This is a genomic window from Methylophilus sp. 3sh_L, assembly GCF_046766015.1.
In the GTDB taxonomy this organism is placed as follows: Bacteria; Pseudomonadota; Gammaproteobacteria; order Burkholderiales; family Methylophilaceae; genus Methylophilus.
Map to the genome: position 1 here is coordinate 859,353 of NZ_JBKOUF010000001.1, position 15,529 is coordinate 874,881.

Consider the following 15,529-nt stretch of genomic DNA (forward strand, 5'->3'; position numbering starts at 1 on the left):
AAAAGGGGCGCATCGCCCCTTTTTCTATTGCGTCTAAGCGGACGCGCAATCTGGCTGTCACACAGCCCCTGTATATTGAAAAAATATTTACGATAACCGTCCTAGGTTATTGAACAAAAGGAGCAAATAAATGGCTGAAATTACCGCAAGCATGGTGAAAGACTTACGTGAGCGCACCGATGCCCCAATGATGGACTGTAAAAAAGCGTTGACTGAGGCTGAAGGCGACATGGCCCGTGCAGAAGAAATCCTGCGTGTGCGCTTTGGTAACAAGGCAAGCAAGGCGGCAGGCCGTGTGGCTGCTGAAGGCACTGTGGGTATCAGCATCGCTGCTGATGGTAAGTTGGGTACTTTGATCGAAGTGAACTCTGAAACCGACTTCTGTGCCAAGAACGAAGAGTTCCTCAAGTTTGTGAATGAATTGGCACAAACTGTGAACGAAAACAACCCTGCGGATATTGAAGCCGTAGGCGCTTTGCCATTGCGTGGTGAAACAGCCGAGTCTGTACGTGCGCAACTGGTTGGTAAAATTGGTGAAAACATTACCCCACGTCGTTTTGTGCGTACACAAGCACAAGGCCAATTGTTCAGCTATGTGCACGGTAGCAAAATCGGTGTGCTGGTGGACTTGGTGGGTGGTGATGAAGCATTGGGTAAAGACATTGCGATGCATATTGCTGCCGCCAAACCAAAATCTTTGGATGCGAGCGGCGTAGACGCAGCTTTGATCGAAGCTGAGCGTCGTGTAGCGATTGAAAAAGCGAAAGAAGCTGGCAAACCAGAAGCAATGTTGGAAAAAATTGCCGAAGGCACTGTGCAGAAGTTCTTGAAAGAAGTGACTTTGCTCAGCCAAGCCTTTGTGAAAGATGACAAGCTGAGCATTGAGCAATTGTTGAAATCCAAAGGTGCCAGCGTGGCTTCTTTCAGCATGTACATTGTAGGTGAAGGCATTGAAAAAGCGGTGGTGGATTATGCGGCTGAAGTTGCTGCGGCAGCTAAAGTATAATTAGTCTTTTATCGGGTTGATTGCAAAAAGTGGAATCCTAGGATTCCACTTTTTTTATGCGCAATCCTGGGCAGGAACGCCCAAAAAATGACGTTTTTGTGATTAAATAGGCACATTTTTGAGTTTGGGAAATTAATCATGGCACAACCTGTTTTCAAGCGCATTTTGCTCAAGTTGTCAGGTGAGGCGCTGATGGGCGATGACGCATATGGGATTAATCGCGAAACAGTGACTGCTATCGTTGCGCAGGTAAAAGAAGTCGTCAATATGGGCGTGCAAGTTGGTGTGGTCATCGGTGGCGGCAATATTTTCCGCGGTGTTGCGCCTGCGGCTGAAGGCATGGATCGTGCCACAGCTGATTATATGGGCATGCTGGCAACCGTGATGAATGCGATGGCGTTACAAGATGCCATGAAGCATGCAGGTGTGGCTGCACGGGTGCAGAGTGCACTGAATATCGAAGCAGTGGCCGAGCCTTATATCCGTGGTAAAGCAATTCGTTATCTCGAAGAAGGCAAAGTCGTGATTTTTGGTGCCGGTACCGGCAATCCGTTTTTTACCACAGATACGGCTGCGGCTTTGCGTGGTGTCGAGATTGATGCCGAAATCGTATTGAAGGCGACCAAGGTAGATGGCATTTACACGGCAGATCCGAAAAAAGATCCAACAGCAACGCGGTATGATATGGTGACCTACGACGAGGCGATCAATAAAAACCTGAAGGTGATGGATGCGACTGCATTCACCTTGTGCCGAGATCAGAAAATGCCGATTGCGGTATTTAGTATCTTTAAAGAAGGCGCCTTGAAGCGTGTCATCCTGGGTGAAAATGAAGGCACACGCGTGATGGCTTAAGCCACGCGTGTTGATTGGAGAAGCAAATGGTTGAAGATATCAAGAAATCTGCAGAGCAGAAAATGCACAAATCGCTGGAGGCCCTGAAGGTCGATCTGGCGAAAATCCGTACTGGCCGTGCGCATACCGGCTTGCTGGATCATGTGATGGTTGAGTATTACGGCTCTATGGTGGCTGTTAACCAAGTGGCGAATATCAATTTGGGCGATGCCCGCACCCTGAATGTGCAACCTTATGAGAAGAATATGATTGCCAAGGTAGAAAAAGCGATCCGTGATTCTGATCTTGGCCTGAACCCGGCCACCAATGGCGACTTGATTCGCGTACCAATGCCAATGTTGACCGAAGAGCGTCGCCGTGACCTGGCCAAGATTGTGCGCCAGGAAGGCGAAGGAGCCAAAGTGGCGATCCGTAATGTACGCCGTGATGCCAACGATGCGCTGAAAAAGCTGATTAAAGACAAAGCCATCTCTGAAGATGATGAGCGCCGTGCGCAGGATGAAGTGCAAAAAATGACAGACAAGGCAGTGGCCGAAGTCGATAAAATCCTACAACAAAAAGAAGCGGACCTGATGGCTGTTTAACAGCTGTTTGCGCGAACGGAAACAGTTTTGGGTTTTTTCTCCAGCTCTACCAAAGAAGTCCCGCCGGTTCAGGAAGTGCCTCAGCATGTCGCTGTCATCATGGATGGCAATGGCCGCTGGGCTAAAAAACGCTTTTTGCCGCGTGTTGCTGGGCACCAACGTGGCCTGGAGTCTGTACGTGCCATGGTCAAGGCCTGCGTCCGGCTCGAAATCAAATACCTCACCCTGTTTGCGTTCAGCAGTGAAAATTGGCGCCGCCCGCCGGAGGAAGTGACTTTTCTGATGAGCCTGTTTCTGGAGGCCCTGGACCGTGAAGTCAAGAAGCTACATGAAGCCAATGTCATTTTGAAACTGATTGGTGATCGTGCCGCCTTTAACCAGGCATTGCAGCAGAAAATGATCGAGGCAGAAGCAAAAACCGCGTCCAATACCGGTCTGGTGTTGACCATAGCCGTTAATTACGGTGGTCGCTGGGATGTAGTGAACGCCATGAATCAATTCATGCAGGCGCAACCCGAGCGTAAGCAGATCGAAGAGGCTGATCTGCTGCCTTATCTTTCCATGCCCTATGCGCCAGAGCCGGATTTATTTATCCGCACCGGGGGTGAAACCCGCATCAGTAACTTTTTACTCTGGCAGTTAGCGTATACGGAGTTATATTTTACGCCCACCTTGTGGCCAGATTTTGATGATGACGCCTTTGAAGCGGCGCTCTCTTCATACCGTCAACGTGAACGCCGTTTCGGCCGTACCAGTGAGCAGCTGGTCGATGGTAGTGACGCTTAAGAGACGAAAAACAAGGATATGCTAAAAACAAGAATCATGACTGCCATTGTCTTGCTGGGCTTGTTTTTGCCAGCATTATTCTGGCTTCCTTTGTTTGCCTGGGCCACGATCATGTTGGGATTGTCGCTCGTTTGCCTGCGAGAATGGGCTGGGTTTTTGCAGTTTAACCGATTGCAAACCACGGTTTACCTGGCGATTTCAACCTTGGTGGGGCTTATCCTGTTGTTTGGGCTGGTTCATTTGGGATTCCACTGGTTGTTTTACCAATCGCTATCAGTCTTCGTGCTTGCGACAGTCTTTTGGCTGTTGATTGTACCGGTCGCGTTGTACTTTAATACTTTTTTTAAACAGGCCTTTCTCAATGCATGCATAGGTGGCGGGCTGATGTTGTCGTTATGGATGGCCTTGGTTGTCGCAAAAGCCGTAAATCCCTACGTTTTGCTGGTGATTATTTCCACCATCTGGCTGGCAGACAGTGCCGCCTATTTTGCGGGCAAGCAGTTTGGCCGCCATAAACTGGCGCCTGCAATCAGTCCGGGTAAAACCTGGGAGGGTGTGCTTGGGGCATTAGCCGCCGTGACAGGTTACGCCGGCATTCTGTATGGTAGCGGTTGGGTGGCGACTGGCTGGATTTTCCCTGGGATGTGGCTGATCACCATTGTGGGTGTCTATGGCGATCTGTTTGAGTCCTTTTTTAAACGCAGGGCCAATCTCAAGGATAGCGGGCAGTTTTTGCCCGGGCATGGTGGACTGCTGGATCGGGTCGATGGCGTGGTCCCAGCGTTACCGGTAGGACTGTGCCTGATGTTCTGGTTTCACTTCTGCTTGCAGGCTTATTCATTTTAAGAGGTTGATTTGCAATACGTCACCATATTAGGCAGTACTGGCACCATCGGGCAGCAGACGCTGGATGTGATCGCCCAGCATCCTGCGCGCTATGGTGTGTTCGCGCTGGCAGCGCACAGTCGCGTGGACATGATGTTGCAGCAATGCGCGCAGTTTAAGCCAAGATTCGCAGTGATGCAGGATGCTGAAGCCGCACGACAATTAAAACAGCGCCTGGCCGCAGAGCAGCTTCCTGTCGAGGTGTTGTCCGGTGTCGATGGCCTTAGTGAAGTCGCCGCCCATGAAGACGTCAACATTGTGATGGCAGCAGTGGTCGGGGCTGCCGGATTGTTGCCCGCGTTGGCGGCTGCACGTGCTGGTAAGAAGATTCTGCTGGCAAATAAAGAAACCCTGGTGATGGCCGGCCAATTGTTCATGGATGCGGTCAAGCAGGGGCAAGCTACCTTGTTGCCGATTGACAGTGAGCATAACGCAATTTTCCAGGCCATGCCCCGCCAAGGCTATCACGCACTGTCAGAGGTTGGGGTAAACCAGATTATCCTGACGGCTTCCGGCGGTCCATTCCGGCGTTATTCGCAGGCACAGTTGCAAGAAGTAACGCCTGCTTTAGCACTTAAACACCCAAACTGGGTGATGGGTGCAAAAATTACGATAGACTCCTCAACCCTGATGAATAAAGGGTTGGAGGTCATTGAGGCGCACTGGCTATTTGATGCGCGTCCTGACCAGATTGATGTGGTCGTGCATCCGCAAAGCGTTATTCATTCTATGGTGTCTTATGTGGATGGCAGTATCTTGGCCCAACTTGGCAATCCGGATATGCGCACCCCGATTGCATACGGGTTGGGATACCCGGACCGCATTGCCTCTGGTGTTAAACCACTGAGTTTGATTGAAGTTGCCAAGCTGGAGTTTGAGGCGCCCGATATACAACGTTTCCCGTGTTTGCGTCTGGCCTATGAGGCATTAGCCGCAGGCGGGACTGCCCCTGCAGTGCTGAATGCCGCCAATGAAGTGGCCGTTGCTGCATTTTTACAGGAAAAGATCCATTATCTGGATATTCCACGCTTGATTGAACGTACTTTGCAGGCTTTGCCTGTAGCACCTGTGGTCTCGATTGAGCAGTTACTCGAGATTGACCAGCAAGCACGCCAGTTTGTCGAACATGCGTTGAAAGGCAAAGCTGCAACGCCTTTACGCAAGGCAGTCAGTATATGACTTCGGTCTGGGCCTTCATTGTTGCCATTGGGGTGCTGGTGACCATTCATGAGTTTGGTCACTATTTGGCAGCCCGCAGTTGTGGCGTGCGAGTGCTTAAGTTTTCCATTGGCTTTGGTCGGCCAATTTTCAGGTTTCAAGCCCATCCTAAAGCGACTGAATGGGTACTTTCCTGGATCCCGCTCGGTGGCTACGTCAAAATGCTGGATAGCCGTGAAAGCGCTGAATTGCCAGCTTCATCCGAAGTGGATTGGTCACAGGCGTTTGACCGTCAGTCAATTGCAGCCAAAATGTGGATTGTATTTGCTGGACCGTTGGCGAATCTCATCCTGGCATTCGTCTGTTACTGGGGCTTGATTGCGCAAGGGGAGACCGGCCTGAAGCCATTGATTGGTCCGGTGGAACCTGGGTCATTGGCTGCCGCTGCCAAGTTGCGCCAAGGTGATTTGATCGTCACTGTGGACGGGCAATCTGTGGCTACCTGGCAAGAAGTGCAGTGGCAAATGCTGGAGCAATGGCTTGCACATCATTCCGTGCGCGTGGTGACCCGAACACCACAAGGTGAACTGCATCAACATCAGCTCCCACTGCAACAATTACAGGGCGAGCCAGACGGTGAGGTGATGCAAAAAGTAGGATTGAGCGTCCTCATGCCCACCGTTCCAGCGGTGATCGGTGAGGTGCTCGCTGGCTCTGTGGCAGAAAAAAGTGGTTTGCAAGCCGGGGATCGTATTCTAAAAGTAAACCAAAAGCCGATTGCGGACTGGCAACAGTTCGTTAAGCTGGTCCGTGCCAGCCCGGAGCAAGCGCTAAAAGTCGAATACGTACGTGGTGAAACCGCCTTTACAGTCAAGCTTTTGCCTGACTTGACTTTGCAAGGCGGTCAAAAGATCGGCCGACTGGGTGCGGCAGTGGATATGGATGCGGTGGATTTAACGCCATACCAGGTGGTTAGGCATTTTACGGTCATGCAGGCAGCAACCAGGGCGCTTGAGAAAATGCATGAGACGATTGCTTTTACGCTCAAAATGCTGGGGAAAATGATCACTGGCCAGGCTTCCCTCAAGGCGATCAGTGGGCCAGTCAGTATTGCGGATGCCGCTGGCGAGTCTGCGGACATGGGCATGAAACCCTATATTGGTTTTATCGCATTACTCAGTATCAGTATTGCGGTCATGAATCTGCTGCCGATTCCAGTATTGGATGGCGGTCATTTGTTGTATCATATGGCGGAGTTGATACGAGGAGAACCACTACCTGAACGCGTGCTGGCAATTGGCCAGCGACTGGGTTTAGGGATATTGGGCGCGTTGATGTTAATTGCGTTTTTTAACGACATTAATCGCTACCTGATTGGTTGAAAGCATAGTTAATGAGAATAAAATCAAGTTCCAAATTGTGGTTGGGTTTATTAGCGGGAGTGATGCATTTCAACGCTTACGCCACAGAACCATTTGTCATTTCCGATATTCGTGTTGAAGGCTTGCAACGTACTGAGGCCGGGACGGTATTTAATTACCTGCCTATGCAGGTCGGTGATGTCATGAGCGACGAAAAGGCCGCACAAGCGATTAAATCGCTCTATGCGACTGGTTTTTTCAAGGATGTGCGTATTGAAAACGAAGGCGATGTATTGGTTGTGACCGTACAGGAGCGTCCTTCTATTTCACAAATTGATTTCAGCGGTAACAAATCGTTTCAAACGGATAAAATTAAAGAGGGTTTGAAGCAGATCGGGATTGCGGAAGGGCAAATTTTTGATAAAGCGCAATTAGACCGTGCCGAGCAGGAAATCAAACGCCAGTATCTGTCACAAGGCAAATATAGCGCCGAGGTCAAAGCCACTGCGAGTCCGCTGGAGCGCAACCGTGTAGCCATTCGCTTTGAAATTACCGAAGGCCCTGCTGCTAAAATCCGCGATATTAATATTGTGGGTAATCATTTGTTTACCACACAAGATCTGCGCTCTAACTTTCAGCTGACGACGCCAAACTGGATGAGCTGGTGGAACAAGGATGACCAGTACTCTAAGCAAAAACTGACAGCTGATCTGGAAGCACTACGTTCGTTCTATATGAACCAAGGCTATCTGGAATTTTCAATTGACTCTACCCAGGTTTCCATTTCGCCAGACAAGCGTGATGTTTATATCACCATCAATATCACCGAAGGTGATAAATACAATATCAGTAAAACCAAGCTGGCTGGCGAGACCTTGCTGCCTGAGGAAGAGTTGCGCAAACTGATTAATATTCAAGATGGCGAAGTGTTCAACCGCCAAAAAGTGACGGATGCCAGCAAGAATATCAATGATAAGCTGGGCGAAGAAGGCTACGCGTTTGCCAATGTGAATGCAGTGCCGGAAATCAATAAACAAGAGCATACCGTTGCATTTACCTTTTTTGTCGATCCTGGCCGTAAAGTCTATGTCAGACGTATCAGCATCCAGGGCAATACCCGTACACGTGATTCGGTCATTCGTCGTGAGATGCGTCAACTGGAATCTGCATGGTATGCTGGCGATAAAATCAAGCGTTCAAAAGAACGTATTCAGCGCTTGAACTTCTTTGATAACGTTGAGCTGGAAACCCCCTCGGTACCAGGTATCAATGACCAGGTGGATATGAATGTGACCGTTGCAGAAAAGGCAACCGGTAGTGTCCAGTTCGGTGCTGGTTTGTCCAGTAGTAGTGGTGTGATCCTTGGTTTTAACGTCAACCAACCAAACTTCCTCGGCACTGGTAACCGCGTCGCGTTGGTGGTCAACACCAGCAACTACAATAAAACTTACTCTTTATCCTATACCAATCCGTACTTCACGCCGGATGGGATTAGTCGTGGTTTCGACATTTACCGTCGTGATGTCAACACCGCCAATACCAACAGTAGCTTGTTAAATGTCGGTACCTATAGCAGCCGTTCTTATGGTTTGGGTGTTAACTTCGGTATGCCGCTCTCTGAAAGAGACTTTGTCAATGCCGGGCTGACCGTCGACTTTACCAATGTCAGCCTGAGCAGTAGTAGCCCAATACAATATATTAACTTCTGCGGCAATACCAGTGGCTGCGACAGTAACTCGTTAGTGGCAAACGCGAGCTGGACCTTCGACTCCAGAGATAATATTCTCTTCCCGCATCGCGGTGTGCTACAAAGACTTTCTGGTGAGGTCAGTGTGCCAGGGTTGAATTTGCAGTATTACAAAACCACTTACCAGCATGCCTGGTATAAAGAGTTGAATGATAACTTTACGTTCATGCTGAACGGGCAGGTAGGTTACGCCAACAGTTACGGTGGCAAAAACTATCCTTTCTTTAAAAACTTCTATCTGGGTGGTGTGAACAGTGTCCGTGGCTTTGTGAACTCCTCATTAGGCCCCAGAGGTTTAAATCCAACGTCGGGTTCAACGTATGCGCTGGGCGGCACCAAAGAGGTATTAGGCAATGCGGAATTATTCTTCCCGGTCCCGTTTATTACGCAGTCAAGCCAGTTCAGGTTGAGTGTCTTTATGGATGCTGGCGGGGTTTACGGGCAGGATGATCCGATTAACTCTGAGTATTTGCGCTTCTCAACAGGTGCTGGGGTGACTTGGGTCTCGCCATTTGGTCCATTAAAACTTGTGCTGGCCAAGCCATTGAACAGTAAGAGTTATGACAACACACAAGTACTGCAATTCCAGTTTGGGCAGCAGTTCTAATGCATGCTATGTCAAATCAGTCATCATCCTGTTGCAGAAAGGAAGACTAGTATGAGAATCGTATGGTTAAGCATGCTGGCTATTGTATTGTGTTGTGCTCACGTACAAGCTGCAGACTTTTACAAAGTGGGATATGTACAGGTGGATAAGCTGTTACAAGAGGCGCCACAAACGGCTGAGACGGGTAAAAAGCTGGAAAAAGAGTTTAGTCCGCGTTCCCTAGAGTTGGATAAGCTGCAGAAACAGATTCGTGAGTTGGAAACACAGCTTGATCATGACCGTTCGAATTTGACTGAGTCGGATCGCCGCCTGAAGGAACGTCAATTAAACAACTCACGTCTTGAGTTTCAGAGCAAGCAACGTGAATTGCGCGAAGATATTAATTTGCGTAAAAATGAAGAGCTGGCGCTGTTGCAGGAGCGTATTAATAAAGCGGTGCAAACGGTGGCTGAGAGTGAGGGCTATGATCTGGTTGCATACAGTGGAGTGGCTTATGCCAGCAAGCGGATTGATATCACGGACAAAGTGCTCAAACTGTTAGGCAAAAAATAGAGATTCTGCCTGGCTTAATTTCTTCGCGTTTTACTCGGTTTGTTTTCGAAGTATTTTCTAAAGTTGTTTTTTTAGGGTTGTTTGTTTATGGCGCAACACTTTACATTACAAGAGATTGTTGCGTCTCTGGGCGGTGAGCTATTCCTCGGTAACTTATCACCGGATGCAACGCCATTGGTGATGTCTCGCATGGCTTCACTCGCCCAAGCGCAGCCTGGCAGCATCGCTTTCTTCAACGATACCAAATATACGCAATCATTACAGTCTACCCAAGCCTCAGCGGTCATTTTACGGCCTGAGCATCAGCATTTAACGGCATTGCCTTGTATCCTTACCGATAACCCTTATGCTTACTTCGCACGGTTATCCGCGTTATTAAATCCTCCACGCACTTACCAGAACCAGATTCACGCCACGGCTGTGCTTGGCCAAGACTTGCAGTATGCCTCTGAGTTAACCATAGATGCCCAAGTCAGTATTGGGGATCGTGTTGTCTTGGGCGAGGGGGTCAGAATTGGTGCTGGTTGTGTGATTGAGGATGATGTGACCATAGGCGCGCATACTGTGCTGGAGCCACGTGTCGTGGTTAAGCATGGCAGCCAGATTGGCAGTCATTGTCATTTATTTTCTGGCTGTATTATTGGAAATGATGGTTTTGGTTATGCAGAAGCGCAGGGCGAATGGGTTAAAATACCGCAGATTGGCCGGGTAGTGATTGGTGATCATGTGGATATCGGCGCAAATACCACAGTAGATCGTGGTGCATTAGATGACACCGTGATTGCAGACGGTGTGAAGTTGGACAATTTAATACAGGTCGCCCATAATGTCCGCATTGGCGCGCATACGGTGATTGCTGGCTGCGTGGGTATCGCAGGAAGTGCCGTGATTGGAGCGCATTGCAAAATCGGTGGCGCTGCCATGATTCTGGGCCATTTGCAGATCGCAGATGGTGTCACAATCTCGCCTGGCTCCATGATTATGCGTTCGATTAAGCAGGCGGGTACCTATACTGCGCTCATGCCATTCCAAAAACATGAAGATTGGCTGCGTACCGCCGCCAATATCCGGCATCTGGAACAATATCAACTCAAGCTCAAGCAGCTTGAACAAGCAATAAGCAATATACAGAGACATTCAAAAGATTGAGAGAAACTATGGCTGAGAACCCAATGAATAGCATGGATATTCATGAGATATTAGAACATTTGCCGCACCGTTATCCGTTTGTGCTGGTTGACCGCGTACTGTCCATGGAGTTGGGTAAAGAAATCACCGCCGTCAAAAACGTTTCGGTCAACGAACCCTATTTTCCGGGGCATTTCCCGTATCACCCTGTGATGCCGGGTGTGTTGATTGTTGAGGCGATGGCACAGGCGGCCGCTATCCTCTCTTTTAAAACCATGGGTACCAAACCCACCAATGACTCTGTGTATTATTTTGCCGGGATAGACAATGTACGTTTTAAAAAGCCAGTGTCTCCTGGTGACCAGATCGTGCTCAATGTAAAAATTGACCGTATCTTGAAAGGGATCTGGAAATATGTCGCCGTGGCCAAAGTAGGAGACGAAGTGGTGGCAGAAGCCAACATGATGTGCATCCTGAAAGCCATTGAAAAATAACGATATGATACTGCGCTCATGAGCGCGTAGCAGGCGAAACATGCAAAGTTTGATTCATCCAACTGCAATTATTGATCCCAAAGCCGAGCTGGACAGCTCGGTCGAAGTGGGTCCTTATAGCACGATCGGTGCTGGTGTCAGCATTGATGCTGGCACAAAAATCGGCTCCCACGTCGTGATCGAAGGCCCCACCACGATTGGTAAACATAACGAAATCTTTCAATTTTCATCTCTGGGCGCCAAGCCGCAAGACAAAAAATTCAAGGATGAGCCCACTTTACTGGAAATCGGTGATCACAACACCATCCGTGAGTTTTGTACTTTTAATCGCGGCACTGTGCAGGATAAAGGCACGACTAAAATCGGCAGCCATAACTGGATTATGGCGTATGTGCATATTGCCCATGACTGTATCGTTGGTAACCATACCATTATGGCCAATAATTCATCACTCGCGGGCCATGTCACCATTTATGACTATGCCATCCTAGGTGGGTTTACATTGATTCATCAATATTGCCAGATTGGTGAGCATATTATTACAGCGGTCGGCTCCGTGGTATTCAAGGATATTCCGCCTTATGTGACGGCAGCGGGTTATGATGCGCAGCCACACGGGATTAATGCCGAAGGGCTCAAGCGCAGAGGCTACACGGCTGAGACGATCCAGCAAATCAAGCGCGCTTATAAAGCGTTATACCGTCAGGGCTTGTCCTTGGAAGAGGCAAAAGCAGCCTTGGCTGATATGGAAACATCCTGCCCTGAAATTGGCTTGATGACCCGTTTTCTCGCGCAAAGTACGCGCGGCATTGTCCGTTAATTCACACATATTATGGCTAAGATTGCAATGGTGGCGGGAGAGGCCTCCGGAGACTTGCTGGGCTATCACCTGATTCAGGAGCTGAAAGCAGCACAGCCTGATATCGAGATTTTTGGCATTGCGGGTCCTAAAATGATGAGCCTGGGTGCCAAATCCTTATTCCCTATCGAACGTTTATCGGTACGTGGCTATCTGGAGGTACTCAAGCACCTGTGGGGCCTGCTTAAATTACGCAAGCAGCTTTACAAAGAAATCCTCAGTCAAAAGCCAGAGGTGTTTATAGGCATAGATGCACCAGACTTTAACTTCTGGCTGGAGCGTAAGCTCAAAGCCAAGGGGATTGCGACCGTGCATTATGTCAGTCCCTCTATCTGGGCTTGGCGCAAAAACCGGATTCATAAAATCAAGCGCGCGGTCTCGCATATGCTGGCCTTGTTTCCGTTTGAGCCTGCGCTTTACCAGCAAGTAGGCGTGCCTGTCACCTATATTGGACATCCTCTTGCCGATGCGTTGCCGATGGAACCACAAATCGAGCAAGCACGCGAAAAGCTAAAATTGAAAAAGGATACAGTGGTCATTGCCATGCTCCCTGGGAGCAGGCAGTCTGAGGTGACCTTTCATGCCGAACTGGTCCTGGAAACCGCGATCGTCTTTGACCGCTTGATGCGTGAGAATGGACAGAAGGCACAGTTCCTGGTGCCATTAGTCACGCGTGAGACACGGGATATTTTTACCAGTGCCTGGCACCAGTTATTAACGCAAAAACCCGAGACCAGCGTAGACCTGCAAATCATGTTCGGCCATGCACATGACGCAATGACTGCTGCAGATGCGGTGCTCGTCGCCTCAGGGACCGCCACGCTGGAGGCAGCGTTGCTCAAAAAGCCCATGGTCATTACTTACAAGATGTCCAATATGAGCTGGCAATTGCTAAAACGTATGCGCCTGCAGCCTTATGTGGGGTTGCCCAACATTTTGGCCGGAGAGTTTATTGTGCCTGAGTTGTTGCAACATGACGCGACAGCAGATCGCATTGCGCAAACCCTATACAATTTGCTGGCTGATAAAGTTGGCTTGAGCGCCTTGCAAGAAAAATATCGGCATATTCATGCACAACTCAAGCAAAACAGCGCGCAAAAAGCGGCGGCTGTGATCAGACAATTTCTACAGGCTTAAGCGCAATGCAAATTTTGTGTGGTATTGATGAAGCGGGCAGGGGGCCCCTTGCGGGGGCAGTGTATGCCGCTGCCGTCATTCTGGACCCATCCAGACCCATTGCAGGCTTGGCGGATTCCAAAAAATTATCAGAAGCCAAGCGAGATGCATTGGCGATGATGATTAAAGAAGCCGCTTTGGCTTGGGGAATCGCCAGTGTCAGTGCGCAAGAGATTGACCAGATCAATATCCTGCAAGCCAGTTTACTCGCCATGCAACGCGCCTATATTGCCATGGCCAGTCAGTTTGGGATTGCCGCTACCCTGATTCAAGTCGATGGTAACCACTGTCCACGCTTCGATATTCCCTGCGAAGCCATCGTGAAAGGGGATAGCAAGGTTGCTGAGATCTCTGCAGCTTCTATCTTAGCTAAAACGGCCAGGGATGCGTCTTTGCTGGAACTCGATGCGAAATATCCAGAATATGGGTTTGCGCAGCATAAAGGATATCCCACCGCCTTGCATCTTGAACGCCTTGCATTACACGGAATCACCCCTGAGCACAGACGCAGTTATGGTCCTGTTAAAAAGCTGCTGATGATATGAGTCGCAGTCAATAAGGCAAATGCCAACCATAAACAAAAAGCCGCTATGCATAGCGGCTTTTTGATGCGCTGAAGGGCTGGAATCCGTTATTCGACCAGTAATGCTGTCTTGCCGGATTTGCCATTCATTTCATCCGCACTAGGCAAAGGCTCTTTACGTGCTGTAATCGTTGGCCAGACTTTCGATAAGCGCGCATTTAATTCAATAAAGTGCTGCTGGTTTGCTGGTACATCATCCTCAGAAAAAATCGCTTCTGCTGGGCATTCGGCCACGCACAAGGTGCAGTCGATGCACTCATCCGGGTTGATCGCCAGAAAGTTCGGGCCTTCAACAAAACAGTCAACCGGGCACACGTCTACACAGTCGGTATATTTGCACTGAATACAATTTTCGGTTACTACATAAGTCATGTTTTAAATCCTTTGTGGGCTTTTAGGGCCAAAACGATATTTTATTGCAATTTAGCCAAATTGACGATGGATGGCTTTGTGTTACATCAGCTTGCGCTGGTTTAAACAATCATGCCGGCGCCAACCGTGTTGTTGGTGCTTTCGTCAATCACGATGAATGCGCCGGTGGCACGGTTCTTATCATAGCTGTCTACCATCAGGGGTTGCGCCAGCTTAAAGCTCACGCGGGCGATATCATTCATTTTGAGATCGGCCGTGGTTTGTTGCTCCAGCGTATTGACATCAACTTTGTACTGAATGCTGCCGATTTTGGCTTTGGATTCGCGTGTCGTGTGACGCACAATGTAAGTCCGAGCCGGGGAGAGCGGCGTTTCTGACAGCCAGCAGACATGCGCTTCGATCTGTTTGACGGCTGCTGGTGCTTCACTGGTTTTGACGATCATGTCGCCGCGTGAAGTATCAATCTCATCTTCCAGCAACAAGGTGACGCTTTGCTCAGTCTGCGCATGCTGCAATTGTTCGGCGCCCAGTTGAATCGCTTTCACTTTCGATTGGTAGCCATTAGGCAACACAGTCACGGCATCGCCAACGGCAATTTCGCCAGACTCGACACGGCCCATAAAGCCGCGGAAGTCATGCAATTCAGGATTCGCTGAATCATGCGGGCGGCAGACAAATTGTACTGGGAAGCGGAAAGCTTCGGTTCGCTCGCTGTGGGCAGCCGGGGCAGCTTCCAGCAGCTCCAGTAAGGTTTCGCCCTGGTACCAGTTCAGGCTATCCAGGCGGTCTACCAACATGTCGCCATTGAGGGCTGACATGGGGATAAACTTAATTTCACGCGCTTGTGCCAGACCAATCTCGGTGGCAAACGTCGTGTAATCGGCTTTGATTTTCTCAAATACTGCCTGATCGTAATTCACCAGATCCATTTTATTGACCGCGACCACGATATGCGGAATCCCGACCAAGTGTGCCAGATAGCTGTGGCGGCGGGTCTGTGTCAACACCCCTTTACGGGCATCAATCAGGATAATCGCCAGGTTGGCCGTGGAGGCTGCAGTTACCATATTGCGGGTGTATTGCTCATGACCAGGGGCATCTGCAATGATGTATTTGCGGGTGCCAGTACTGAAATAGCGATAAGCCACGTCAATGGTAATGCCTTGCTCACGCTCGGCTTGCAGGCCGTCGGTCAGCAGTGACAGATCTACCGCTTCCATGCCACGTTTTTGCGAGGTGCGCTCAATGTTATTAAGCGTATCTGCCAGGATAGTCTTGGTATCGAACAGCAAGCGGCCAATCAGTGTGCTTTTACCATCATCCACGCTGCCGCAGGTCATAAAGCGCAGCAAAGAGTCGTTATGTTGAGTTGTCAT

The 15,529-nt window shown here is 49.4% G+C and carries 16 protein-coding genes; 14 read left to right on the forward strand and 2 right to left on the reverse strand.

Going from position 1 to position 15,529, the window contains the following annotated elements; all coding sequences use genetic code 11:
• The first annotated feature begins 130 nt into the window (after positions 1 to 130).
• The 14 genes from tsf (at position 131) to rnhB (ending at position 13,743) form a co-directional block, all read left to right on the forward strand.
• Positions 131 to 1,006, forward strand: a complete 876-nt coding sequence (tsf, locus tag ACIDF8_RS04355; RefSeq protein WP_412009367.1) for a translation elongation factor Ts — start codon at positions 131 to 133, stop codon at positions 1,004 to 1,006.
• Positions 1,007 to 1,144: 138 nt separating this feature from the next.
• Complete coding sequence (gene pyrH, locus ACIDF8_RS04360; RefSeq protein WP_412009368.1) at positions 1,145 to 1,861, forward strand: UMP kinase; 717 nt, start codon at positions 1,145 to 1,147, stop codon at positions 1,859 to 1,861.
• Positions 1,862 to 1,875: 14 nt separating this feature from the next.
• A complete protein-coding gene (frr, locus tag ACIDF8_RS04365) occupies positions 1,876 to 2,445 on the forward strand; it encodes a ribosome recycling factor (protein ID WP_412009369.1) in 570 nt (189 codons plus the stop codon).
• Positions 2,446 to 2,472: 27 nt separating this feature from the next.
• Positions 2,473 to 3,231: an isoprenyl transferase gene (locus ACIDF8_RS04370; protein ID WP_412009370.1), complete on the forward strand. Its 759-nt coding sequence runs from the start codon at positions 2,473 to 2,475 to the stop codon at positions 3,229 to 3,231.
• A gap of 36 nt (positions 3,232 to 3,267) precedes the next feature.
• Positions 3,268 to 4,077: a phosphatidate cytidylyltransferase gene (locus tag ACIDF8_RS04375; protein WP_412009371.1), complete on the forward strand. Its 810-nt coding sequence runs from the start codon at positions 3,268 to 3,270 to the stop codon at positions 4,075 to 4,077.
• A 9-nt stretch (positions 4,078 to 4,086) separates the two neighbouring features.
• On the forward strand, positions 4,087 to 5,295 hold the full coding sequence (gene ispC, locus ACIDF8_RS04380) for a 1-deoxy-D-xylulose-5-phosphate reductoisomerase (protein ID WP_412009372.1): 1,209 nt from the start codon (positions 4,087 to 4,089) through the stop codon (positions 5,293 to 5,295).
• Positions 5,292 to 6,656 carry an RIP metalloprotease RseP gene (gene rseP, locus ACIDF8_RS04385; protein ID WP_412009373.1) on the forward strand — a complete coding sequence of 455 codons (1,365 nt, stop codon included), beginning with the start codon at positions 5,292 to 5,294 and terminating at the stop codon, positions 6,654 to 6,656. The genes ispC and rseP overlap by 4 nt, the downstream gene beginning before the upstream one ends.
• 62 nt (positions 6,657 to 6,718) lie before the next feature.
• The gene (gene bamA, locus ACIDF8_RS04390; protein ID WP_412009374.1) at positions 6,719 to 8,989 is read left to right on the forward strand and encodes an outer membrane protein assembly factor BamA; all 2,271 of its coding nucleotides are present in this window, start codon (positions 6,719 to 6,721) and stop codon (positions 8,987 to 8,989) included.
• Between the two features lie 72 nt (positions 8,990 to 9,061).
• The gene (locus tag ACIDF8_RS04395) at positions 9,062 to 9,541 is read left to right on the forward strand and encodes an OmpH family outer membrane protein (protein WP_412009658.1); all 480 of its coding nucleotides are present in this window, start codon (positions 9,062 to 9,064) and stop codon (positions 9,539 to 9,541) included.
• A gap of 87 nt (positions 9,542 to 9,628) precedes the next feature.
• Positions 9,629 to 10,690, forward strand: coding sequence for a UDP-3-O-(3-hydroxymyristoyl)glucosamine N-acyltransferase (gene lpxD, locus ACIDF8_RS04400; protein WP_412009375.1), 1,062 nt, complete (start codon positions 9,629 to 9,631; stop codon positions 10,688 to 10,690).
• Positions 10,691 to 10,698: 8 nt separating this feature from the next.
• A complete protein-coding gene (fabZ, locus tag ACIDF8_RS04405) occupies positions 10,699 to 11,163 on the forward strand; it encodes a 3-hydroxyacyl-ACP dehydratase FabZ (RefSeq protein ID WP_194748091.1) in 465 nt (154 codons plus the stop codon).
• Between the two features lie 40 nt (positions 11,164 to 11,203).
• Positions 11,204 to 11,983, forward strand: coding sequence for an acyl-ACP--UDP-N-acetylglucosamine O-acyltransferase (lpxA, locus tag ACIDF8_RS04410; protein ID WP_412009376.1), 780 nt, complete (start codon positions 11,204 to 11,206; stop codon positions 11,981 to 11,983).
• Between the two features lie 12 nt (positions 11,984 to 11,995).
• Entirely contained in the window at positions 11,996 to 13,159 is a 1,164-nt protein-coding gene (gene lpxB / locus ACIDF8_RS04415; protein WP_412009377.1) for a lipid-A-disaccharide synthase, read from the forward strand.
• A gap of 5 nt (positions 13,160 to 13,164) precedes the next feature.
• Positions 13,165 to 13,743, forward strand: a complete 579-nt coding sequence (gene rnhB / locus ACIDF8_RS04420) for a ribonuclease HII (protein WP_412009378.1) — start codon at positions 13,165 to 13,167, stop codon at positions 13,741 to 13,743.
• Between the two features lie 86 nt (positions 13,744 to 13,829).
• Here rnhB and fdxA read toward each other — a convergent pair whose 3' ends face one another.
• Together fdxA and cysN are read right to left on the reverse strand one after the other, a co-directional pair.
• Positions 13,830 to 14,153 (reverse strand): ferredoxin FdxA, encoded by a 324-nt coding sequence (fdxA, locus tag ACIDF8_RS04425; protein WP_412009379.1) that lies wholly within the window; start codon positions 14,151 to 14,153, stop codon positions 13,830 to 13,832.
• Between the two features lie 101 nt (positions 14,154 to 14,254).
• Entirely contained in the window at positions 14,255 to 15,529 is a 1,275-nt protein-coding gene (cysN, locus tag ACIDF8_RS04430) for a sulfate adenylyltransferase subunit CysN (RefSeq protein WP_412009380.1), read from the reverse strand.

Bases quoted from the DNA above. Each gene is read 5' to 3' on its own strand.
- tsf (WP_412009367.1), top strand. From the start codon at position 131: ATGGCTGAAATTACCGCAAGCATGGTGAAAGACTTACGTGAGCGCACC.
- pyrH (WP_412009368.1), top strand. From the start codon at position 1,145: ATGGCACAACCTGTTTTCAAGCGCATTTTGCTCAAGTTGTCAGGTGAG.
- ACIDF8_RS04375 (WP_412009371.1), top strand. From the start codon at position 3,268: ATGACTGCCATTGTCTTGCTGGGCTTGTTTTTGCCAGCATTATTCTGG.
- rseP (WP_412009373.1), top strand. From the start codon at position 5,292: ATGACTTCGGTCTGGGCCTTCATTGTTGCCATTGGGGTGCTGGTGACC.
- bamA (WP_412009374.1), top strand. From the start codon at position 6,719: ATGCATTTCAACGCTTACGCCACAGAACCATTTGTCATTTCCGATATT.
- ACIDF8_RS04395 (WP_412009658.1), top strand. From the start codon at position 9,062: ATGCTGGCTATTGTATTGTGTTGTGCTCACGTACAAGCTGCAGACTTT.
- lpxD (WP_412009375.1), top strand. From the start codon at position 9,629: ATGGCGCAACACTTTACATTACAAGAGATTGTTGCGTCTCTGGGCGGT.
- fabZ (WP_194748091.1), top strand. From the start codon at position 10,699: ATGGCTGAGAACCCAATGAATAGCATGGATATTCATGAGATATTAGAA.
- lpxA (WP_412009376.1), top strand. From the start codon at position 11,204: ATGCAAAGTTTGATTCATCCAACTGCAATTATTGATCCCAAAGCCGAG.
- lpxB (WP_412009377.1), top strand. From the start codon at position 11,996: ATGGCTAAGATTGCAATGGTGGCGGGAGAGGCCTCCGGAGACTTGCTG.
- rnhB (WP_412009378.1), top strand. From the start codon at position 13,165: ATGCAAATTTTGTGTGGTATTGATGAAGCGGGCAGGGGGCCCCTTGCG.
- fdxA (WP_412009379.1), bottom strand. From the start codon at position 14,153: ATGACTTATGTAGTAACCGAAAATTGTATTCAGTGCAAATATACCGAC.
- cysN (WP_412009380.1), bottom strand. From the start codon at position 15,529: ATGACAACTCAACATAACGACTCTTTGCTGCGCTTTATGACCTGCGGC.